The organism is Herbaspirillum sp. GW822-FHT03A08, assembly GCF_058801885.1.
In genome coordinates this window covers 458,564-481,559 of sequence record NZ_JBXANR010000004.1, presented here as the reverse complement: position 1 = coordinate 481,559, position 22,996 = coordinate 458,564, and the positions used below count along the sequence as shown (strand labels likewise).

Annotated in this window: 18 protein-coding genes and 1 pseudogene; 11 read left to right on the top strand and 8 right to left on the bottom strand. The window is 59.3% G+C overall.

Annotated elements, in window-relative coordinates; all coding sequences use genetic code 11:
- Nucleotides 1–903 (bottom strand): carbohydrate kinase family protein, encoded by a 903-nt coding sequence (locus tag AC1RN6_RS15390; RefSeq protein WP_493006307.1) that lies wholly within the window; start codon nt 901–903, stop codon nt 1–3.
- 54 nt (nt 904–957) lie between these two features.
- A complete protein-coding gene (locus tag AC1RN6_RS15385; protein WP_493006306.1) occupies nt 958–1,926 on the bottom strand; it encodes a sugar-binding transcriptional regulator in 969 nt (322 codons plus the stop codon).
- A 353-nt stretch (nt 1,927–2,279) separates the two neighbouring features.
- Here AC1RN6_RS15385 and AC1RN6_RS15380 point away from each other — a divergent pair, with 353 nt between their 5' ends.
- Nucleotides 2,280–3,569 carry an ABC transporter substrate-binding protein gene (locus AC1RN6_RS15380; protein WP_493006454.1) on the top strand — a complete coding sequence of 430 codons (1,290 nt, stop codon included), beginning with the start codon at nt 2,280–2,282 and terminating at the stop codon, nt 3,567–3,569.
- Here the strand turns inward: AC1RN6_RS15380 and AC1RN6_RS15375 are convergent.
- Nucleotides 3,562–3,789, bottom strand: a complete 228-nt coding sequence (locus tag AC1RN6_RS15375) for a hypothetical protein (protein WP_493006460.1) — start codon at nt 3,787–3,789, stop codon at nt 3,562–3,564. The genes AC1RN6_RS15380 and AC1RN6_RS15375 overlap by 8 nt on opposite strands.
- Here AC1RN6_RS15375 and AC1RN6_RS15370 point away from each other — a divergent pair.
- From AC1RN6_RS15370 to xylB, 6 genes and pseudogenes are all read left to right on the top strand, one after another.
- Entirely contained in the window at nt 3,683–4,651 is a 969-nt protein-coding gene (locus tag AC1RN6_RS15370; RefSeq protein WP_493006305.1) for a carbohydrate ABC transporter permease, read from the top strand. The two genes, AC1RN6_RS15375 and AC1RN6_RS15370, sit on opposite strands and share 107 nt — an antisense overlap.
- Before the next feature lie 29 nt (nt 4,652–4,680).
- A pseudogene (locus tag AC1RN6_RS15365) lies at nt 4,681–5,463 on the top strand (carbohydrate ABC transporter permease); the annotation flags it as partial.
- An 11-nt stretch (nt 5,464–5,474) separates the two neighbouring features.
- Nucleotides 5,475–6,170, top strand: coding sequence for an HAD family hydrolase (locus AC1RN6_RS15360; RefSeq protein WP_493006304.1), 696 nt, complete (start codon nt 5,475–5,477; stop codon nt 6,168–6,170).
- A 106-nt stretch (nt 6,171–6,276) separates the two neighbouring features.
- The gene (locus AC1RN6_RS15355) at nt 6,277–7,389 is read left to right on the top strand and encodes an ABC transporter ATP-binding protein (RefSeq protein ID WP_493006303.1); all 1,113 of its coding nucleotides are present in this window, start codon (nt 6,277–6,279) and stop codon (nt 7,387–7,389) included.
- Nucleotides 7,390–7,454: 65 nt separating this feature from the next.
- Nucleotides 7,455–8,867, top strand: coding sequence for a D-arabinitol 4-dehydrogenase (gene dalD / locus AC1RN6_RS15350; protein WP_493006302.1), 1,413 nt, complete (start codon nt 7,455–7,457; stop codon nt 8,865–8,867).
- 73 nt (nt 8,868–8,940) lie between these two features.
- Nucleotides 8,941–10,434, top strand: a complete 1,494-nt coding sequence (gene xylB, locus AC1RN6_RS15345; RefSeq protein ID WP_493006301.1) for a xylulokinase — start codon at nt 8,941–8,943, stop codon at nt 10,432–10,434.
- Nucleotides 10,435–10,511: 77 nt separating this feature from the next.
- On the opposite strand, the gene AC1RN6_RS15340 is transcribed toward xylB, so the two are convergent.
- From AC1RN6_RS15340 to AC1RN6_RS15320, 5 genes are all read right to left on the bottom strand, one after another.
- Complete coding sequence (locus tag AC1RN6_RS15340) at nt 10,512–12,074, bottom strand: methyl-accepting chemotaxis protein (protein ID WP_493006300.1); 1,563 nt, start codon at nt 12,072–12,074, stop codon at nt 10,512–10,514.
- A gap of 76 nt (nt 12,075–12,150) precedes the next feature.
- Nucleotides 12,151–12,951, bottom strand: a complete 801-nt coding sequence (locus AC1RN6_RS15335) for a BPSS1780 family membrane protein (RefSeq protein WP_493006299.1) — start codon at nt 12,949–12,951, stop codon at nt 12,151–12,153.
- A 2-nt stretch (nt 12,952–12,953) separates the two neighbouring features.
- On the bottom strand, nt 12,954–13,910 hold the full coding sequence (locus AC1RN6_RS15330; protein WP_493006298.1) for a homoserine kinase: 957 nt from the start codon (nt 13,908–13,910) through the stop codon (nt 12,954–12,956).
- A 71-nt stretch (nt 13,911–13,981) separates the two neighbouring features.
- Nucleotides 13,982–14,395 (bottom strand): DUF2782 domain-containing protein, encoded by a 414-nt coding sequence (locus tag AC1RN6_RS15325; RefSeq protein ID WP_493006297.1) that lies wholly within the window; start codon nt 14,393–14,395, stop codon nt 13,982–13,984.
- A 116-nt stretch (nt 14,396–14,511) separates the two neighbouring features.
- Nucleotides 14,512–15,258 (bottom strand): LOG family protein, encoded by a 747-nt coding sequence (locus AC1RN6_RS15320; protein WP_493006296.1) that lies wholly within the window; start codon nt 15,256–15,258, stop codon nt 14,512–14,514.
- On the opposite strand from AC1RN6_RS15320, the gene polA reads away from it, so the two are divergent.
- The 4 genes from polA (at nt 15,259) to AC1RN6_RS15300 (ending at nt 22,960) form a co-directional block, all read left to right on the top strand.
- Entirely contained in the window at nt 15,259–18,051 is a 2,793-nt protein-coding gene (gene polA / locus AC1RN6_RS15315; RefSeq protein WP_493006295.1) for a DNA polymerase I, read from the top strand.
- Nucleotides 18,052–18,551: 500 nt separating this feature from the next.
- Nucleotides 18,552–20,204, top strand: coding sequence for a methyl-accepting chemotaxis protein (locus tag AC1RN6_RS15310; RefSeq protein WP_493006294.1), 1,653 nt, complete (start codon nt 18,552–18,554; stop codon nt 20,202–20,204).
- A gap of 269 nt (nt 20,205–20,473) precedes the next feature.
- Complete coding sequence (locus AC1RN6_RS15305) at nt 20,474–21,358, top strand: dienelactone hydrolase family protein (protein WP_493006293.1); 885 nt, start codon at nt 20,474–20,476, stop codon at nt 21,356–21,358.
- Nucleotides 21,359–21,949: 591 nt separating this feature from the next.
- The gene (locus AC1RN6_RS15300) at nt 21,950–22,960 is read left to right on the top strand and encodes an ABC transporter substrate-binding protein (protein WP_493006292.1); all 1,011 of its coding nucleotides are present in this window, start codon (nt 21,950–21,952) and stop codon (nt 22,958–22,960) included.
- Nucleotides 22,961–22,996: the final 36 nt, after the last annotated feature.

Below are 22,996 nucleotides of genomic sequence, written 5' to 3'. Positions count from 1 at the left end.
TCAAGCGCGAATCAACCCCTGCACCTCATCCCAAGTAGCCGCATAAGCCCCCGCCCGAGCCGCCGACAACGCCGCCGCAGCAGCAGCACACTGCAAATGCTGGATCACCGGCGCATCAGCCTGACGCAAGATGCTGGCAATCCAACCGCCCATTGACGCATCGCCGCAGCCCACGGTATCAATGACATTAACCCGATAAGCCGGCTGATCGATCACGCTCTCCCCCTTGATCCACGACAGTCCATCCGCCCCGCGCGTGAACAAAATCTCGGCCTGTGGCGCCAGCGATTTCAACGTCGCCAGAGGCTGCGCATCGTCAGGGAACAGTTTCTCCAGATCCTCATCCGACACCTTCACGTAATGCGACAACGCCAGCAGCTTGCGCATCAGCACGTGATAGTCCGGCTGATCCATCAGCTTGCGCCAGTTGGGATCGAAGGCGATGCGTTTGCCGCGTTGGGCGCCTTCGGCGGCGATCGCCAGCAGACGCGATGCCAGCGGTTCGCGCGTCAGGCTGATGCAGCCGAAGTGCAGCACGCGCGCGTCGTCCATCCATCCTGAAGGCAATTTGCTCGGATCGAAATGCAGGTCGGCGCTGTCGTCGCCGACGAAAAAATAGTTGGGCGGCGTGGTCGAGGTCACCATCGCCAGCAACGGCGATTTGTCGACTTGCTGCAGATAGCGCATGTCGAGTCCCGCTTCCTGCGTGAGCACGCGCAATTCTTCGCCGAAGACGTCGCTGCTGATGCTGCCGGCATAACCGGTCGCCACACCCAGGCGCGCACCGACGCGTGCGACGTTCCAGCAGGCGCCGCCGGGCAGGGCGCGCCATTCGCCGCCGGGCTGGCGGATGAAATCGGTCAGGGCTTCGCCGAAGACGACGAATTCGATGGGGTGGGGCATGGATGTCTCCGTGGTGCTGATTCTGAAAAATTCTTGTTTTGACTGCGTTGAAACTCAATCATCCTGCAGCGCAAATTGCGCACAGTATTCGTCCGTCACCAGACCGGTCAGCCAACCGCCGCGCAAGGCACCGCGTACGGCTTCCGCTTTCTTGCGTCCGCCGGCCATCGCAATCACCGGCTTGGCCGGCGGCGTACTGAGCGGCGGCGTGGTGATGCGTGCAGCCAGCGGTGAACGCAGCATCTTGCCGTCGGCGCCGAAGGCGTGGCAGATCAGTTCTCCGACTGCGCCTTGCTGCTGCAGCTGCGCTACTTCTTCATCGTCGATGAAGCCGTCTTCATGCATCGCGCCCTGCAAAGCGATGGTGCCGATGCCGAGGAAGGTGACGTCGGCTTTTTGCGCCAGGCCGGTGACGATCTGGTAGGCGCGGTGGTTGCACCATTGCTTGCGATCCGCTTCGCTTTCCGCCACGCGCGGCGCCGGCAGAAGATAGAAGCGGCTCTGCATTTTTTCGGCGGCGAGCAAGGCGACGTCGTAGCGATTGGCGGAGCCGTCCGAGGCGAACGCGCCGATCATCGAGACGATCTGGTGCTGCGGTCTTTCCATGTCGCTGATTTTTTCGATGGCGGCTTTCAGCGTGCGGCCGGAGCCGACGTTGACGATCAGCGGCGCTTCCTGGCGCAGGTATTGTTCCATCAGCTCGGCGCCGGCCACGGCGAGCATTTGCTGCGTGCCTTGTGCGTCATCGACAGCTGGTTCGTCGGCAACGGCGCTCGGCACTACGCGGCACACTTCCAGCCCGTAACGCTGCTGCAGGCCTTGCGCCAATTCCAGGCAGGACGAAATCGGATGCGTGATCTGCACCTTCACCAGATTCGATGCGCCGGCATAGGCCACCATGCGCTGCGCCATCTGGCGCGAAATGCCGAGACGTTCCGCAATCTCGTTCTGGGTGTTGCCGGCGACGTAATACATCCACGCGGCGCGCGCCGCCAGATCGAGTTTGGATGAATTGGATGACATCGATTTTCCTTGTTATGAACCTGCTGTCGTCTCCTCCATACAATCCCATGGATGACAGTTGAGGCGATCCGGCATTGTACGGAGTTGGCCGGCACTGCGGTCTGCGGCAATTCGGCATGACGACATCGCATTATTATCAAAATTGAATATTTGCTCAAGAAAAATGCAAATGCTTGACTTTCGGTCGGCGATGTTTGATTATTTGCTCGCAAACAGATTTTTTGCTCAATAACTACATCGAGGCAAAGACGGCCCTTTCCGGACGTTCTTCAGCCCGCACACAATTGGAGACAAGCATGAAACTTCGCGCCCCCGTCGCACGTGTCAGTACACGCATTGCTACCGCTATCGCAATGCTCGGTTCCGTCGGCATCGCCGGCATTGCATCTGCCGAGCCGGTCACACTGAACATTGCATCCATCAACAATCCCGACATGATCGAACTGCAAAAGCTGTCGCCGCAGTTCGAAAAAGCCAATCCCGACATCAAGCTGCGCTGGGTCACCATGGAAGAGAGCGTCCTGCGCCAGCGTCTGACCACCGATATCGCCACCAACAGCGGCCAGTTCGATCTGATGACCATTGGTGCGTATGAAGCGCCGATCTGGGCCAAGAAAGGCTGGCTGGCGCCGATGACCGGCCTGCCTGCCGACTACGACGAAGCCGATCTGATCAAGACCGTGCGCGAAGGCCTGACCACCGACGGCAAGCTGTACGCGCTGCCGTTCTATGCGGAAAGCTCGATGACTTACTACCGCAAGGATCTGTTCGCGCAAAAGAATCTGAAGATGCCGGAGAAGCCGACCTGGGAAGAGATCGGCAAGCTGGCGTCGCAACTGCATGATCCGGCCAAGGGCGTCTACGGCATCTGCCTGCGCGGCCGCGCCGGCTGGGGTGAAAACATGGCGCTGGTCGGCACCATGGTCAATGCCTACGGCGGCCGCTGGTTCGACGAAAAATGGCAGCCGCAGCTGGACACGCCGGAATGGAAGCAGGCCGTCAATTTCTACGTCGACCTGATGCGCAAATACGGTCCTCCGGGCGCGAGCTCCAATGGTTTTAATGAAAACCTGGTGCTGTTCTCGGGTGGCAAATGCGGCATGTGGGTAGACGCCACGGTCGCCGCCGGCATGCTGTATCACGGCAAGGATTCCAAGGTGTCGGACAAGACTGCCTTCGCACCGTCGCCAATGGCGACTACCGACAAGGGATCGCATTGGTTGTGGATCTGGTCGCTGGCCGTGCCGAAGTCGTCCAAATCACAAGACGCCGCCAAGAAGTTCGCCGCCTGGGCGACTTCCAAGGATTACATCAAGCTGGTCGCCAAGGATAGCGGCTGGGCCCTGGTGCCGCCGGGCACGCGTACTTCTACCTACGCTTCGGCCGAGTACAAAAAGTCGTCGCCGTTCTCCGATTTCGTTCTCGATGCAATCCAGAACGCTGATGCCAACAATCCGACCGTGAAGCCGGTGCCTTACACCGGCATCCAGTTCGCCACGATTCCGGAGTTCCAGTCCATCGGCACCATCACCGGCCAGGCGATTGCCGGTGCGCTGGCGGGCAAGGGCACTGCGGATGCAGCGTTGAAGACGGCGCAGGCGCAGACCGTACGCATGATGAAGCAGGGGCGTTACATCAAATAATGCCGCTTTGCGTTCGCCCGGCTTGATGCCGGGCGGCGCATGAAACCGTTCTACCGAATTCCGCCGGATCGTCGTCATGATGCCGGCCCGAACCTGATTGCATCGAGGCCGCCATGTCGTCGATATCGAATACTTCTTCAATGCCTCCTGAAGCCAGCGCTTCACCTTCATCCACACAGCAATCCCGCCGCGGAAAACATGCGGGAGGCGAACGCTTCATGCCGATCCGTCTGCTGCAGACGCCGGCAGTAGCCTTGCTGTTCCTGTGGATGATCGTGCCGCTGGCGATGACGGTCTATTTCTCATTCAATCGCTACAATCTGATGGCGCCGGACCAGACCGGCTTCGTCGGACTGGAAAATTATCAGTTCCTGCTGGAGGATCCCGCCTTCTGGCCGTCGATCGCCAACACTGCCTTGCTGATCGGCTCCGTGCTGGGCATCAGCGTCATCGGCGGTACTTTGCTGGCGGTGTTGTTCGACCAGCCATTCCGCGGGCGCGGTATTGCGCGGCTGCTGGTGATCGGACCGTTCTTCGTGATGCCGACCGTGGCCGCGCTGATCTGGAAGAACATGATCATGCATCCGGTCTACGGCATGCTGGCCTTCGTCATGCGTCACCTCGGCATGGAGCCGATCGACTGGCTGGCTGAATATCCGATGCTGTCGGTGATCATCATCGTGTCATGGCAATGGATACCGTTCGCCTTCCTGATTCTGCTGACCGCGCTGCAATCGCTCGACGGCGATCAGAAGGAAGCCGCGCAACTGGATGGCGCCGGGCCGATCCGCATCTTCTTCTATATCGTGTTGCCGCACCTCAAACGCGCCATCACGGTGGTCATCATGATCGAGACCATCTTCCTGTTGTCGGTGTTTGCCGAAATCTTCACCACTACAGCGGGCGGTCCTGGCACCGAGACCACTAACCTGACTTACCTCGTGTATTCCATCGGCCTGCAGCAATTTGATATCGGCATCGCCTCGGCCGGCGGTATTTTCGCGGTGGTGCTGGCGAACATCGTGTCGTTCTTCCTGGTGCGCATGCTGGCGAAGAATCTGAAAGGAGCGAACGAAAAATGAACGATACAAAAAAGAGTCCGCTCTGGGTCGGCCTGCTGGCCTGGACCTGCGCCATCGTGCTGTTTTTTCCGATCTTCTGGGTCGCCATCACGGCCTTCAAGAACGAGCATCAGGCCTATATGCCAAGCCTGATCTTCATGCCGACGCTTGATACCTTCCGCGAAGTCTTCGAGCGCAGCAACTACCTTTCCTTTGTCAAGAATTCCATGATCGTGTCGCTGGGTTCGACCTTGCTGGCGTTGCTGATTGCCGTGCCGGCGGCGTATTCGATGGCGTTCTTCCCCACCGGACGCACGCAGAAGCTGCTGCTATGGATGCTGTCGACCAAGATGATGCCGGCCGTTGGCGTGCTGGTGCCGATTTACCTGCTGGCGAAGAACAGCGGCATGCTGGACTCGGTGACCGGGCTGACTTTGATCTATACCCTGATCAATCTGCCGATCGCGGTCTGGATGGCGTTCACCTATTTCAACGACGTGCCGAAAGAGATCCTCGAAGCCGCTCGTATCGACGGCGCCAATGCCTGGCAAGAGATGCTTTATCTGCTGCTGCCGACTGCGATGCCCGGGTTGGCATCGACGGCACTGCTGCTGATCATCCTGTCGTGGAATGAAGCCTTCTGGAGTCTTAACCTGACCAGCGTCGACGCGGCGCCGCTGACGGTATTCATCGCCTCGTACTCCAATCCGGAAGGCTTGTTCTGGGCCAAGCTGTCGGCTGCGTCGCTGCTGGCGATCGCGCCCATCATGGCGCTCGGCTGGCTGGCGCAGAAGCAACTGGTGCGCGGCCTGACCTTTGGCGCAGTGAAGTAATGAAAGAACACATGACATCAACAATCACGCATCTGGTGTGCGACTGCGACGGCGTGCTGCTCGACAGCGAAAGCATCGCCCTGCGCGTGCTGCATGAACATCTCCTGCCGCTGCTGAAGGATCCTGCCGATAGCGACAAATTGCATCATGCCATTGCTTCCAGGCTCGGCATGTTCACTGAGCTGCTGCTCGATGAACTGGATCTGGAATTCGGCTTCGGCCTGAACGCTGCGCAGTATGCCGACATCAATACTGCCGTCGGCATCGCCTGCGGCGACGAAGTACAACTGGTGCCCGGCATCGCGGAAGCCTTGCAGCAAATCGATCTGCCCAAGGCCGTCGCCAGCAACAGCGGCAGCGATCGCATCGTGCAAGGGTTGCGTCGCTGCGGCTTGCTGGACATGTTCGAGGGGCATATTCACAGCGCCCACGACGTCGGCCGGCCCAAGCCGGCGCCGCATGTCTATCTTGCGGCGGCGGAAGGATATGGAATCACGCCGCAGCAGTGCGTCGCCGTCGACGACAGCGTCACCGGCGTGCGCGCCGCCAGCAGTGCCGGTATGCGCGTGCTGGGTTTCACCGGCGTGGCGCACGACAAGGAGGGCATGCATCAGAAATTACTGGCGGCCGGCGCCGAACTGGTGTTCGACGACATGCGTGAATTGCCGGGACTGATCGCCGCCATGTTGGCGGAAGATGCTGCCTGATCAGATAAACCGCAGCAGCATTCATACAAAACATCGTCGCCATCGCTATTGCAATCACACTCACTGCGACGAAATCATTGAGACACAGAGAAACAAGGAGACTTCCATGGCAGCCGTCACCATCCGCAACCTCGCCAAGCGCTACGAAGACAACGAAGTCATGCGCGACATCAACCTCGATATCGATGACGGTGAGTTCGTCGTCTTCGTCGGCCCGTCCGGCTGCGGCAAGTCGACCTTGCTGCGCATGATTGCCGGTCTGGAAGACATCAGCGCCGGCGACCTGAATATCGGCGAGCGCCGCATGAACGACGTGCCGGCCGCCAAGCGCGGTATCGCCATGGTGTTTCAGTCATATGCTTTGTACCCGCACATGACGCTGTACGACAACATGGCTTTCGGTCTCAAGATCGCGGGCAAGTCCAAGAGCGAGATCGACACGGCGGTACAGCACGCCGCCAAAATTCTGCATATCGACCATCTGCTCGACCGCAAGCCGCGCGCCTTGTCCGGCGGCCAGCGTCAGCGCGTCGCCATCGGCCGCGCGATCACGCGCCAGCCGAGCGTGTTTCTGTTTGACGAACCCTTGTCGAATCTCGATGCCGCTTTGCGGGTGAAGATGCGCCTGGAGTTTTCCAAGCTGCACGACGATCTCAAGACCACCATGATTTATGTCACACACGATCAGATCGAAGCGATGACATTGGCGGACAAGATTGTGGTGCTGTCGGCCGGCCGCATCGAGCAGGTCGGCACGCCGCAGCAGCTGTATCACCATCCCGCTAATCGTTTCGTAGCCGGCTTCATCGGTTCGCCGAAGATGAACTTCATCTACGGCGCGGTGGCGTCTTTGAGCGAAGAAGGCGCGCTGGTACATTTGCCCGGCGGTGGACGCCAACTTGCTGCGGTCGAAGCCAGTACGCTGAAAGTCGGCGACAAGGTCACGCTGGGCATCCGGCCGGAACATCTGCGCATCGTCGATGACAAGCCGATGCTGCAGGCGCACTTCACTGCCTTGGAGTTGCTGGGGGACTTCTCTTACCTGTACGCCGCCAGCGATGCATCGGAAGAGTCCCTGATCCTGCGCGTGCCGGACAGCCTGAAGCTCGCCGCCGGAAGCGTGATCGGCGTCAGCGCCGATGCCAATCGCTGCCACCTGTTCCGCCAGGACGGCAGCGCCGTGCCGCGGCTTGAAGAGCGTCCGGCAGCGGTGCATTGACGCAGGGACACAAGGATCACGGCATAGAGAACAGGCAACAAAGCAATAAAGCAACAGAGGACAACATGAGCAATCGCGATTCAAAAAACGACCTGATCTGGCTGCATATCGGCGCCGGATCGTTTCACCGTGCGCATCAGGCAGTCTACCTGCATCGCTTGCGCGAACGCGGCAACGACGAGGACCGCCGCTGGCAACTGGCGCTGGCAAATATTCGCCCCGACATGGCGCCGCTATTGCAGGCATTGCAGCAAAGCGAGGGCCGCTACACGCTGGAGACGGTGACGCCGCAAGGGCAGCGTGCGTATGAAACCATCCACGCCATCCGTGACATCGTTCCTTGGGATGCGCAGTTGAAAAGCCTCGTGAAAACCGGCGCCGAGCCGCGTACCCGTGTGATCTCTTTCACCGTGACTGAAGGCGGCTACTACCTGGATCATGAGCATCTGTTGGACGTCCATCAACCCGATCTGGCAGCCGACATCGATGGCGAGCGCCGTACCATTTACGGCGCCATCACGGCGATTCTGCAGGCGCGCTATGACGGCAACGCCGGCGGTGTGACGCTGCTCAACTGCGACAACCTGCGCCACAACGGCGAGCGCTTTCTCGGCGGCTTGCAGCAGTTCCTGGCTTTGCGCGGCCATCAGCAATTGCTGGAATGGGTGCGCAACAACGTCACCAGCCCCAACTCCATGGTCGACCGCATCACGCCGCGTCCGACCGATGCCGTGCGTCAGCGCGTCAAAGAGGCAATCGGCATCGACGATCCTTGCGCGTTGATGGCGGAATCCTTCATTCAATGGGTGATCGAGGATGATTTCAAAGCCGGCCGGCCTGCGCTGGAAAAGGTCGGCGTGGAAATGGTCGCTTCGGTTCTGCCATACGAGGAAGCGAAGATCCGTATTCTCAACGCCAGCCATAGCTGCATCGCGTGGGCAGGTACGCTGATCGGTCTCAACTATATTCATGAAGGCACGGCGCATGAAGATATTCATCGCATGGCCTACGACTACGTCACGCAGGATGTGATCCCCAGCCTGACGCCGAGTCCGCTGGATCTGGAAGCCTACCGGGACACCACACTGGCACGCTTCGGCAATCCGGCGATTCAGGACACCAACCAGCGCGTGGCGGCGGATGGCTTCTCCAAGATTCCCGGCTTTATCCGGCCAACCATCAGCGACAGTCTGGCGCGCGGCCATCAACCGCGTGCGACGGCGCAGTTGCCGGCTTTGTTCTTTGTCTTCCTGCAGCGCTGGAAGCAGGGCGCCCTGAGTTACGAATATCAGGACGGCGTGTTCGATCCGGCGGCAACACGGGCCATGCTGGATGCCCCCGATCCGCTGCGTGCTTATTGCGCCGATCCGCTACTGTGGGGCGAACTGGCAGGCTCGGTGCCGCTGGAACGCCTGCTGCGCGAAGCGGTGGTCGATATCAATGCCTGGCTGGCGGCTTCGACTAAAATGTCCGCGTAAATACCTGTTCGCCGGATCATCCGATGGAGACTGAGGGCGGACAAGGACAAATGAGAATACAACGAGGAGCACCATGTATCTGGGGATAGACCTTGGTACGTCGGAAGTCAAAGCGGTCGTGATCGATGCCGAGGGCAAGCTGCTGGCATTGGCAGGCACGCCGCTGGCCGTATCGCGTCCGCACCCGCGCTGGTCGGAACAGGATCCGCAGCAATGGTGGCAGGCGGCCTGCGACACCGTTGCCAAGCTGCGCGCGCAGATCGGTCCGGAACAGTTCATGCAGATCCGGGCTATCGGCTTGTCAGGGCAAATGCACGGCGCAGTGCTGCTGGACGCGCACGATCAGGTGTTGCGGCCGGCGATCTTGTGGAGCGATTCGCGCAGCACGGAAGAATGCGCCGAGCTGACGCGGCGCGCTCCCGATTTGCATGAGGTGGCAGGCAATCTGGCGATGCCCGGATTTACCGCACCCAAGCTGCTGTGGGTGGCGCGGCATGAGCCGCAATTGTTTGCTCAGGTGGCATGCGTGTTGCTGCCCAAGGATTGGCTGCGTCTGCAGATGACCGGGCAAAAAATTTCCGATCCGTCCGATGCTGCCGGGACGCTCTGGCTCGATGTGGCGCGGCGCGACTGGTCGGATGACTTGCTTGCCGCCAGCGGCATGCACCGCGGACAGATGCCGGCGCTGGTCGATGGCAGTCGCGCAGCAGGCTTTTTGCTGCCTGCATTGGCGCAGGCATGGGGCTTGTCACCCGAGGTCAGGGTTGCCGGCGGCGCCGGTGACGGCGCGGCGAGCGCGGTCGGTATCGGCGCGGTCAATCCGGGAGACGGCTTCCTCTCGCTCGGCACGTCGGGCGTGCTGTTCGTGGTCAACGACAAATTCCGCCCCAACCCGGCGCGCGCGATTCATGCGTTTTGCCACACTTTGCCGCAACGCTGGCATCAGATGAGCGTGATGCTGTCGGCGGCGAGTTGCCTGCGCTGGTTTTGCCGCCTGTGCAGCGTCGATGAAAAGACCTTGCTGGAAGAAGTGGCCTTGCTGGATGGCGAAGCCTTGGCCAATGCGCCTCTGTTCCTGCCGTATCTGTCGGGCGAGCGCACGCCGCATAACGATCCCTATGCGCTGGGCGCGTTCCATGGTTTGTCGCATGAACATCAGCGCGCGGCGCTGGCGTATGCCGTGCTGGAGGGCGTGAGTTTTGGCATGGTCGATGGACTGGACGCCTTGCGTGCTGCCGGCACCGGTGTGCAGCAGTTGTCGCTGGTCGGCGGTGGCGCGCGCAGTGCGTATTGGGCGCAGCTGTTGAGCGACGCGCTCAATGTCCGCATCGTTACGCATGTCGGCAGCGAAGCAGGCGGCGCTCTGGGCGCGGCGCGTCTGGCGTGGCTGGCGGACGGTGGCGCAGAAGAAGTGGTCTGCCGCAAGCCGCAGCAGCAGGACAGTTTTACGCCGCGAAAAGAACGGCATGATGCCTTGATGCCGCGTTTGCAGCGTTATCGCGATATCTATCGGCCCTGGCCGGCATTGCCCGCATTGCCGTCCTCGGAAGAAGCAGCGGCGCAATAAAAAAGGCCGGCAGCGATGTGTTCGCTCCCAGCCGTTGATTTTTTATCGCTTGCTTTGCTGTCTTCGATTATTTTTGATTATTTGTGCTGGAACTTGAACACGGCAATCGCTTGCAGCAGGCGGCCGGTCTGTTCTTCCAGACTGCCGGCAGCAGCGGCGGCCTGTTCCACCAGCGCGGCGTTCTGTTGCGTGCTTTCGTCCATGTCGGTCACGGCCTGATGCACTTGCGTGATGCCGGCGCTTTGCTGCTGGGTGGCGATGGTGATCTCGTTCATGATGCCGGTGACGCGTTTGACCGAATCGACGATTTCCGTCATGGTGCTGCGGGCATCGTCCACCAGGCGATTGCCGATGTCGACTTTTTCCACTGAATCTTCGATCAGCGTCTTGATCTCTTTGGCGGCGCCTGCCGAGCGTTGCGCCAGGCTGCGCACTTCCGAAGCAACCACCGCAAAACCCTTGCCCTGTTCGCCGGCGCGCGCCGCTTCCACCGCAGCATTCAATGCCAGAATGTTGGTCTGGAACGCGATGCTGTCGATCAGGCTGATGATGTCGACGATCTTCTTCGACGATTCGCTGATTTCGCTCATGGTGTTGCCGGTCTTGGCCACTACGTCGCCGCCCTTGACGGCAATCGATGACGCGGATGCCGCCAGCTGATTGGCTTGCAATGCGCTATCGGCATTCTGGCGCACGGTGGCAGCCAGTTGCTCCATGCTGGATGCGGTTTCTTCCAGATTCGACGCCTGGGCTTCGGTCCGATGCGACAAGTCCATGTTGCCGCTGGCGATTTCACGGGTGGCGCCGTTGATCGATTCCACGTTGGAACGGACATCGCCGATGATGGCTGTGAGATTGATGTTCATCTGGCGCAGCGCGCGCAGCAAGCGGCCGATTTCATCGTGGCGGTCGGATTCGATATTGTTCGACAGATCGCCGCCGGTGATGGCGTAAGTCGCTTTCAGCGCCGCATTGATCGGACGCACCAGGGCACTGTGCAATGCGTACCAGATATACAGCGTGAGCAGGATGGTGGCGACGCAAATGCCGGTGTTGAGCTTGCTGTGATCGGTGAAGAAGCTTACGCTCGCCGCGACCAGTTGCAGCGCCAGCATGGTGATCATCGACAGGTTGATCCGGGTGTTGAGCTGGATCTTGCCGAGTTTGGCGATCCAACCCTTTACGCCGGTCCTGACTACATTGCCTTGCTCGATGGCGATGCCCCTGGCCTTGCCTTTACGGATGCCGGTGTAGAGTTTTTCTGCGGCGGTGATGTCCTGGCGCGATGGTTTGGTGCGTACCGACATGTAGCCGATGACCTGGCCTTTTTCGCGCACCGGGGTAATGTTGGCGAGCACCCAGTAGTGATCGCCGTTCTTGCGGCGATTTTTGACCAGGCCGGTCCAGGGGATGCCCTTCTTGACGGTTTTCCACATGTCGGCGAAAGCCTGTGCCGGCATGTCGGGGTGGCGCACGATGTTTTGCGGCGCGCCCATCAGTTCTTCTTCGTGGAATCCGCTGACTTCGATGAAGTAGGGATTGACGTAAGTTATGTTGCCCTTCAGATCCGTTTTCGAAACAATGGATTTGCCGTCTTGTAATGGATACTCGACATTGGTGACAGGCAGGTTCATCCGCATCTTTTTTCCCCGTGACAGAAGCGTTGTTATAGGCAGTTTGCTTGCAATAAAGAATTATTTTCTTTTTGCAAACATTTTACCTCGCGCTGTCGTTGCTTTCAGGAACGGATGTTTCGTCGCGCTGCGGCCTGCCAAAGATTGCAGTGTAAGTCGGGTAAAAAGAGCAATACATGACGACGGTCAATATTATCGACAATGGCAGCAAAATAAATACGATGACCGTTACGTTGTTGATCAGCAATGCAACGATGGTGCTGACGGCGGCCGGCAGCAGGATGCCGATCACCAGCCACGCCAGTCCGTACAGTAGAAAGGCCTTGCCGGCGCGGCGTACGGCGAAGAAGCTGTAGAACAGCGCCTTGCCCAGCGGCATGTTTTGCCAGGTGATCAGCGGCGCGGCAAACCAGAACGCCATTGCCGCAGGGATATACACGACGGCCGCCAGGACCATCGCCAGGCTGATGTTGCTGCCTTCGATATCTTTTGGGTTGAGCCCGCCCGTGCCGGTCATGGCGTTCCAGAAGGCGCCGCCGTCGACCAGTGCCGACACGCCCACAGCTCCGAATGCGGCCAGCAAGTACAGCACGCCCAATGTCAGCAAAGTGCGTAGGGCAGGAGAGCGGAAGCCGACCAGCAGCAGGTTGGGGTACACGCGCTTGCCTTCCTCAATCTGGCGGCAAGCCTGCATGAAGGACATGGCAAACACCGGCACCAGGATCAGCGGCAGCAACTGGCCGATGACCGGCACGATGCCCAGCGCCAGCATCAGAAACATGTAGCTCAGGAACAGCGTCGATACTTCGGCAGGTTGCTTGCGAAACAGCGCAACGCCTTCCTTGACCCAAAGCCAGCCGGTTTTTGCAGGCAGTTTTTCCATAATCAGTTCAGTGGCGGATTGGCGCGCGTGACGCGCAATCTCAGGATGCGTTCGAAGTGCGTAGGATCGTGCGGCGTCAGCATTTCGGCGGCGCGCGGAAGATAGAAATCATAAAGACGGGACAGCCAGAAACGCAGCGCGGCGGCGCGCAGGCTGGCGTTCCAGGCTTGCTGCTCGGCCGGCGTGAATGGCCGCACAGCGTGGTAGGCGTCGAGCATGGCCTGCACGCGCGGCAGATCGAGTTCGCCGGTCGGCAGGTCGATGCACCAGTCGTTGACGGTCACTGCGAGGTCGAACAGCCAGGTGTCGCAACCGGCAAAATAAAAATCGAAGAAACCGGTCAGGCGCGTATCGACAAACATCGCATTGTCGCGGAACAGGTCGGCATGCACCGGGCCGTTGGGCAACTGCGCGTAGATGTCGGAGGCGGCGAACTCTTCCTGGAATTGCATTTCCGCGCGCAACAGGTTTTGTGTCTCTTCATCCAGATACGGCAGCACGACCGGCGCCGTCTCGCGCCACCATGGCAGGCCGCGCAGATTGGGCTGGCGGATGCCGAAGTCCTGTGCCGCCAGATGCATCCTGGCCAGCATGGAGCCGACTTCCGCGCAATGCACGGGCTGCGGCTTCGGCTGATAAGCGCCTTCGAGCTTGGTGACGATCGATGCGGGTTTGCCGTTGAGCGCGTTGATGATGCTGCCGTTCCGGTTGGGAATCGGCGCCGGCACCAGCACATTGCGTTGCGCCAGATGGCGCATCAGTTCCAGGTAAAACGGCAGTTGCTCGAAACTCAGTTTTTCAAACAGCGTGAGGACGTATTCGCCGCTTTCGGTCGTGATGAAGAAATTGCTGTTTTCAATACCGGAAGAAATGCCTTTGATGGCGAGCGCTTTGCCGAGAGAAAACTGGGATATCCAGCCGGAGAGGTCATCCAGGCTGACCGGAGTAAAAACTGCCATGTGCGGAAATGATGAAGAACGATGAGAAGTTCAGGCGCGCGGTTGTTGATGTGCGCGCCTGAACGGATGGATTACTTGTCGGAATTGTCGCCGTCTTTCGGCTTCTTCTTGCCGCCCCAGTCGAATTCCTTGATCTGCCATTGGGCGCTGGTCGGCGGACCGCTTTGCGCATCGCCCGGCGTGGAGCTGCCGAGCTGTTCCTTCGGCTTCAGGTAATAGGTGCTCGGACCGGACTGGACCTTGATTTCCTTGGTCTGGCCGTGATCGCGTCGTTCTTCGATCTTGTTGCCGGAACCTGTGCCTTCGCCCGGCTTCTTGATGGTCACGGCTGGCGGTTCTCCTTCGTCCAGCGTTTGCAGTTCAGGCGGCGGTGGCGCGACAGCGGCCGGCGCGGATTGCGCCATCGCCAAAGGCGACGCAAAACCGGCCGCGGCAGTGACGGCGGCCAGCAGAGCGGCTTTCGACCAGATTTGTGTGAGGTTCATGGTGATTCTTCTATAGAAGTTGAACGATATGCTGTCATTGTAACAAACCGCCCTTGCGCGCCCGCAGTTGGTGGCGCTTGCGCAAGGACGGGGACATGCTTGCAGGTTACGCTGCTTTACAAATACATGCCGGTCTGTTGTTCACTGTCGCCGTCGGCGCCTGCCGGTTTTTGACGGGCTTCGTAGAATTTTTGAATCGCGACCACGACTTCGGCCGGATCGTCGATCACCTGCAGCAGATCCAGATCCTTGGCGGAGATCATGCCGTCATCGACCAGGCGCGTACGGATCCAGTCCATCAGGCCGGCCCAGAATTTGCTGCCGACCAGAATCACCGGCATCAGACGCGATTTGCCGGTCTGCATCAGGGTCAACGCTTCGGTCAGTTCGTCCAGCGTGCCGAAGCCGCCCGGCAACACAACATAGGCGTCGGCGTATTTGACGAAGGCGACTTTGCGCGCGAAGAAATGGCGGAATGACAAAGAGATGTCCTGCCAGCCGTTGCCGTGCTGCTCATGCGGCAGTTCGATGTTCAGGCCGACCGATGGCGAGGCGCCGTCGAAGGCGCCTTTGTTGGCCGCTTCCATGATGCCGGGGCCGCCGCCTGAGATGACCGCAAAGCCAGCGTCGGAAAGGCGTCGCGCGATGTCGACGCACAAGGCATAATGCGGATCGTCCGGTTTCGTACGCGCAGAACCGAAGATGGAAACGGCAGGTCGCAGCTCCGACAGGCGCTCGGTCGACTCGATAAATTCTGCCATAATCGTGAGTACATGCCATGACTCGCGTGCCTTCTTGGCGGTGGCGCGCTCGATGTCATTCACTTCCCGCAGTCGCGGTACATTTTTTCCTCTAAGTTCCATATGCAAAAAACCTTGTTGTTAGTTGATGGTTCCAGTTACCTCTATCGTGCATTTCATGCCTTGCCAGATATGCGTAACGCGGAAGGCGCGCCGACCGGTGCGTTGTACGGCATCATCAATATGTTGCGCCGACTGCGTAATGATTATCCTGCAAGTTACATCGCTTGTATATTCGACGCCAAGGGAAAAACTTTCCGTGACGACTTGTACACCGAGTACAAGGCTACACGCAAATCGATGCCCGAGGACCTGGCATTGCAAATTGAACCGATTCACGCCGCCGTACGCGCACTGGGCTGGCCGATCCTGATGGTCGAAGGCATCGAGGCCGACGACGTCATCGGCACGCTGGGCGTGCGCGCCGCCGAAGTCGGACTCAAGACCATCGTCTCCACGGGCGACAAGGACATGGCGCAACTGGTCAACGATCACGTCACGCTGGTCAACACCATGAGCAACGAAACCATGGACCGCGCCGGCGTCATCGGCAAATTCGGCGTACCGCCGGAACGCATCGTCGACTACCTCAGCCTCATCGGCGACACCGTCGACAACGTTCCCGGCGTCGAGAAGTGCGGACCCAAGACCGCCGTCAAATGGCTCACCCAATACGACTCGCTCGACGGCGTCATCGCCAATGCAGAAAAGATCACCGGCGTGGTCGGCGAGAACCTGCGCAAGGCCTTGCCGTGGTTGCCGCAGGCGCGCGTGCTGGTGACCATCAAGACCGACTGCGATCTGTCGGCGCACATGGGCACCATCCTCGATTCGCTCACCGTGCAAGCGAATGACAACGCTGCACTGCGTGAAATCTACACGCGCTACAACTTCCGCACCTGGCTGCGGGAACTCGACGCCGCAGAAGGCGCTGCCGCTGGCTCCGCCAGTGCCGCTGATGCATCTTCCGGGTCCCCATCGGCCGCAGTCGGCGCCGACGTCTCCACCGGTCCTGCGCAAGTCGGTCTATTCGACACCAGCGCCGCCATCGTCAAGGAATACGAAACCGTTCTGACCGAAGCGCAGCTCGACGCGTGGATAGAAAAAATCAACGCCGCTCCGCTCACAGCGGTGGACACCGAGACGACCTCGCTGGTTCCCATGCAGGCGCAGCTGGTCGGCATCTCGCTGTGCTGCGAACCGGGCCGTGCTGCGTACATCCCTGTCGCCCACAATTATCAGGACATGCCGGCGCAATTGCCGCGCGAGCTGGTGCTGAACAAGCTCAAGCCATGGCTGGAAAACGAGAGCAAGCCCAAGCTCGGACAGAATCTCAAATACGACAGCCACATCTTCGCCAACCAGGGCGTGCAATTGCGCGGCATCGTGCATGACACGCTGCTGGAATCCTACGTCTTCGAATCGCATCGCACGCACGACATGGACAGCCTCGCGCTGCGCCATCTCAACCGCACCACGATCAGCTACACCGACGTGTGCGGCAAGGGCGCCTCGCAAATCAGTTTCGATCAGGTCGAGATCGGCCGCGCTACCGAATACGCAGCGGAAGACGCCGACGTCACGCTGGCGCTGCATCAGGCCATGTGGCCGCAAATCGAAAACGACGCCAAGCTGCGCTACATCTATGAAAAGATTGAGGTGCCGACCTCTGTCGTGCTGCAAAAGATCGAGCGCAACGGCGTGCTGATCGATGCCGACATTCTGGCGACGCAATCGAATGAACTCGGTAAACGCATGCTGGAAATCGAACAGCAAGCCTATGAACTGGCGGGCCAGCCGTTCAACCTGAATTCTCCCAAGCAGCTCGGTGAAATCCTGTTTGAGAAATTGCAGTTGCCGGTCGTAAAGAAGACACCGTCCGGCACCCCCTCAACCGATGAAGAAGTCCTGCAGAAGCTGGCTGAAGATTACCCGCTGCCGAAGATCCTGCTCGACTATCGCGGCCTGTCCAAACTGAAGTCGACTTACACGGACAAGTTGCCGAAGATGGTCGATCCGACCACCGGCCGCGTGCACACTAATTACGCACAAGCGGTGGCGGTCACCGGCCGTCTGGCGTCCAACGATCCCAATCTGCAAAACATCCCGATCCGCACCGCCGAAGGCCGCCGCATCCGCGAAGCCTTTATTGCGCCAGCAGGCAGCACAATTGTGTCCGCCGACTATTCGCAAATCGAGTTGCGCATCATGGCGCATATCTCCGAAGACGCGAACATGCTCAAGGCTTTTGCCGACGGCGAAGACATTCACCGCGCCACTGCAGCGGAAATTTTCGGCGTCGGATTGAGCGACGTCACCGGCGAGCAGCGCCGCTACGCCAAGGTCATCAATTTCGGCCTGATCTACGGCATGAGCGCCTTCGGCCTGGCCGGCAACCTGGGCATCGAACGTGCGGCTGCGGCGATGTACATCGACAAGTATTTCCAGCGTTTCTCCAGCGTCAAGCAATACATGGACAACACGCGCCTCGAGGCCAAGTCGCAAGGTTATGTGGAAACCGTCTTCGGCCGCCGACTCTGGCTGCCGGAGATCAATTCACCCAACGGCCCTCGCCGCCAGGGTGCAGAACGCGCGGCGATCAACGCGCCGATGCAGGGCACTGCCGCCGATCTGATCAAACTGGCAATGATCGCCGTACAGGGCTGGCTGGAGCGTGACGGCATGAAGTCCAGGCTGATCATGCAGGTGCATGATGAACTGGTCATGGAAGTGCCGGATGACGAGCTGGCAATCGTGCGTGAAAAATTACCTGAACTGATGAAAAATGTTGCGGACTTGAAGGTGCCTTTGCTAGCCGAAGTAGGAACCGGCAAAAACTGGGACGAAGCCCATTAACAGGGGGGAAGCTACTGCGCGAGCCGGGCTTTGGCCTGTGGTGCTCGACGGACTCCAGTACGTCTGCGCTCCTCGGCCAAATCGCGACTCGCTCGCTGCGCTTCACCGCCCTGTTAAACGTTCTGTGATTTTCCTTGCTCGCTCCGCTTCGCCCGTTCTTTGCAGGTGTTGCACATTCTTCCTTCCCTCGCTTGCCCTGCATTAACATTCCTGCGAGCATGTCCCGCTTGGTGCAGAATATGACCTGGCAAATGCATTGGCCGTACTTGAAGTAAACACAATAAAAAAGAAGTAACGCTAAAAGTTGCATCATCGTCATCGCCCGGTGACGGTGGGGGACCACGAAACAAATTAAATAAAAGACACGAAGCTGTTGCACAGTGAAGTTGGCGTAGGTCGACGGAAAACAAAGCAAAGCAGGTCGACGTATTCGTATTGCCGGTTTCAGGCGCAGCGGCTTCTCGGGATCATCGGATCAAGTAGAAGAACGAGGAGGCGTCATGGTTGCAGGGATGAAGGTGGGAACGCGGCTGGGGTTGGGGTTCGCGTGGGTGGTGCTGTTGCTGATTGCAGTGACGGTGTTCGGTCTGTACAACATGGATCAGATGCAGCGGCGCTTTCTTGAAGTGGTCAGCATCAATAATCCGGAGTCGAGGCTCGTCAGCGAGATGGCCGAGACGGTGCAGGAGCGTTCAATCTCGCTGCGCAATCTGATGTTGCAAGGCGGTGCCGACGATATCGAGAAGGAGGCGGCGTATATCAAGGGGCAGACGCAGAAGTATCTCGCTGCCGAACAGAAGCTGCGGTCGATGTTCGACACCGGAACCGGGACGCAGCCGGAAGAAAAAGCCGCACTCCCCCGAATCAAGGCGCAAGCCGATATCGCGCACAAGCTGATCGACCAGGCTGTTGACCTCGGTCTCAAGCGCGAAGCCTATGAACTCGCACAGTTCCTGAAAGAAGAATATCTGCCGGCGCAGAAGAAATGGCAGGCCGAGCTGAATGCGCTCAACGCCATCGAAGACAAGCAGAACGTGGATGCGGCGCGCGACAGCACCAGCGCTTACAACGCGGCGCGCTGGCTGATGCTGGTCACCAGCGCAGTCGGCATCATCACCGCGCTGCTGGCGGCGGTGTGGATCACGCGCAATCTGCTGAAAAAACTGGGCGGCGAGCCGGACTACGCCGTGAGCATCGCCGGTCAGATTGCCGATGGTGATCTCGCCGTGCATATCGATACCAAACAGGGCGACCAGGAAAGTCTGCTGGCGGCCATGCGGGTCATGCGCGACAAGCTGGCGGCGATCGTCACGCAAGTGCGCACCGGCTCGGAAACCATCAGCACGGCGTCGACCGAAATCGCCCGCGGCAATCTCGACCTGTCGGCACGTACCGAACAGCAAGCCGGTTCACTGGAAGAGACCGCCTCGTCGATGGAGCAGCTCAATTCCACCGTCAAGCAAAATGCCGAGAACGCCTTGCAGGCGAATCAGCTGGCGGTGGCGGCGTCGGATGTCGCGGTACAAGGCGGCAGCATCGTGTCGCAAGTGGTGGCGACGATGGAATCGATCAATGCTTCGTCGCAAAAGGTGGTGGATATCATCAGCGTGATCGACGGCATTGCCTTCCAGACCAACATCCTGGCCTTGAATGCTGCAGTGGAAGCTGCGCGCGCCGGCGAACAGGGCCGCGGCTTTGCCGTGGTGGCGTCGGAAGTGCGCAGCCTGGCGCAACGTTCGGCCAGCGCCGCCAAGGAAATCAAGGTCCTGATCGGCGATTCGGTGGAGCGGGTCGAAGCCGGCAGCAAGCTGGTGGAGCAGGCCGGCGTGACGATGACCGATATCGTCACCAGCATCCGCCGCGTCACCGATGTGATGTCGGAAATCACCAGCGCCAATACCGAGCAAAGCAGCGGCATCGAGCAGATCAACGAAGCCATCATCCAGATCGACGATATGACGCAGCAGAATGCGGCACTGGTTGAACAGGCTGCCGCCGCTGCGCAATCGCTGCAGGACCAGGCGGGCAACCTGACGCAGCTGGTCAGCGTGTTCAAGCTGGACGGCCGCCAGATCGGCATGGCGCCGCCGGCGCAGCGTACTATCGACATTACGCCTATGCATCCGGAATTGCCGGACGCCGTTGCGGCATGAGGATATAAAGAGTTGTATCGCATGTAGTGCAAATCATTCCACAACTCTTGTAGAATGCCCTGCAGCAGTGGTAGCGGCAGCGTCAGCAGAACCAGCAGCGCGGCCTGCCTGAAACATGATCAGGCAGGCCGTGTTTGCATCCACTGTGCTATCGGTTTCTGTTCGCCCTCGGTGCCTCGGCGTTCGCTGCAACACGGCCGTCGGCATGTTGTCGGGTGCTCGTCATTCCCTCGTGCAATTCTGTTTTGAATTCTGAACTGGAGATTTTCATGAACGATCTGAAGAACGATGTCGACAGCCTGGTCGGTACCACCGGCTTGCTGGATGCCGGCAATCGCCGCACTTTCATCAAGACCGCCTTGGGAACCGGCTTTGCCGCAGCGGTGCTGCCGGTGTGCGCGCAAACCATGATCAAGACCGACACTGCCGGCCTGACCGTCGGCGAAGTCAGCGTGATGGTCAACGGCACCAAGGTGCCGGCCTATCGCGCTCAGCCCGAAGGCAAGACCAACCTGCCGGTGATTTTTGTAGTCTCCGAAATCTTCGGCGTGCACGAGCACATCGCCGATATCGCGCGCCGTTTCGCCAAGCTCGGCTATCTGGCGATCGCGCCGGATTTCTTCGTGCGCCAGGGCAATCCGGCAGCTTATCCGACGATCGCCGAGCTGAATAAGGAAATCATCTCCAAGGTGCCGGATGAACAGATCTTCGGCGACCTCGACGCCTATGTCGCCTGGGCCAAGGACAACGGCGGCAATCCCGACAAGATGGGCATCAACGGTTTCTGCTGGGGCGGCCGCGTGGTCTGGCTGTATTGCGCGCGCAATCCCAAGATCAAGGCCGGCGCTGCCTGGTACGGCCGCATCGTCGGCGAAAAGACAGCGCTGCAGCCGCAGCATCCGATCGACATCGCACCAACGCTGAAGGTGCCGGTACTCGGTCTGTACGGCGGCAAGGATGGCGGTATTCCGGTCGCCACGGTGGAACAGATGAAAGAGGCGCTGGCCAAGACCGGCAACAAATCGGAGTTCATCGTGTTCCCGAACTCCGGCCATGCCTTCAACGCCGACTATCGTCCAAGCTATGTCGAAGCGGATGCCAAGGAAGGCTGGAAGCGCGCTACGGAATGGTTCAAGTCGCACGGCGTGATCTGATCTGTACCTATATATAAGTCAGTACGGGCGACCGGTGCCTTGCGCCAGTTTTTGGGGATGTCCGCACTGATTTGGATCAACGGTTTGCACTGAGGACGGAATTTTCCGTCCTCTTTTTATTTATCCGGCAATAAAAACCGTGTATGCCTGCGCGGGCAGAGCATGGCACGTAGATTGCTAGTTTGAAGACTGAGTAGAAGCGGCTAGCCGTCGATCCAAATACCATCGACTGTGGGGCATTGCTCGTGACGCTATCGGAATTGACCGGTGGCACCTGTGAATTTATAGGACACGAGAAATGCTGCGACCATCTCCGCACTCATGCTGCTCAGGCCACACTTCCTTTGTCATTGCCCATCTCTGCGGCAATTCCTTTTCTTCTGAATATTCTGCACGTTGCATGTGCCTTGTTGCGCCGTTGCTGCCTCACGGAGGCATGCGATGACGACCGTGTGCCACGCCTTCATGACAGCGGCGCAAGCCGCTAAGCAACTGAGCCTGCGTATCGCGCCGTCGCGGCGAGCGCCTGGTGCCGGATGCTTGATTCGATATTCCACTGACGTACAACACAACCCACCTGAAAGGAAGGCCATGAGTAAGCAAACAAGCGCCAAGCGAATATCTCTCCTCCGTATTGCAGCGGCATTGGTCGGCGCGCTGGCATTGCAGACTGCCGTGATGACGCAGGCGCAAGCGCAGGAAAAGGTCACAGTACTGAGCAACTGGTACGCCCAGGCCGAGCACGGCGGTTTCTATCAGGCCGTCGCCAAAGGTATCTATAAAAAATATGGCATGGACGTCACCATCAAGATGGGCGGACCGCAGGTCAACAACATGCAGATTCTGGTCGCCGGCCAAGCCGACTTCAGCATGGGTTACGACTTCACCGTATTGAAAGGCATCGAGCAGGGTTTGCCGCTGGTGACGGTCGGCACGTCGTTTCAATCCGATCTGCAAGGCATGATGACCCACGCCGACGTGCCTAATCTCGGTGCGCTGAAGGACAAGACGATTCTGGTGGCCGGTTCCGGACAATCGAGCTGGTGGCCATGGCTGAAAGCAAAATACGGCTACACCGACGCGCAATCGAAGGCTTACACCTTCAACCTGCAACCGTTCTTTGCCGATCCGAATGTCGTTCAGCAAGCGTATCCGTCGTCGGAATTATTCCAGGCGGAAAAGACCGGCGCCAAGGCCAATTTCTTCCTGTTCGCGCAAGAGGGCTATCCGCCTTACGGCACCACCATCATCACATTGCAAAAGATGGTGGCGACCAAGCCCGATCTGGTGAAGCGCTTCGTCAAGGCCACCGCCGAAGGCTGGAAGAGTTATCTGGAAGATCCGTCGGCAGGTAACGCGCTGATCAAGAAAGACAACAAGGAAATGGGCGACGAGCAACTGGCTTACGCGGTCAAGAAGCTCAAGGAACTGAAAGTCGTCACCGGTGGCGACGCCGCCAAGCAAGGCATCGGCATCATGACTGATGAGCGCTGGAAGAAAACCTACGACACCATGGTATCGACCGGTTTGCTGAAGGCGGACGTCGACTGGCATAAGGCCTACACCACACAATTCGTCAAAGATATGCACGTGATGCCTTGATGAGCGCCTGATTGGCACTTGCCGGCCTGCGTCGTT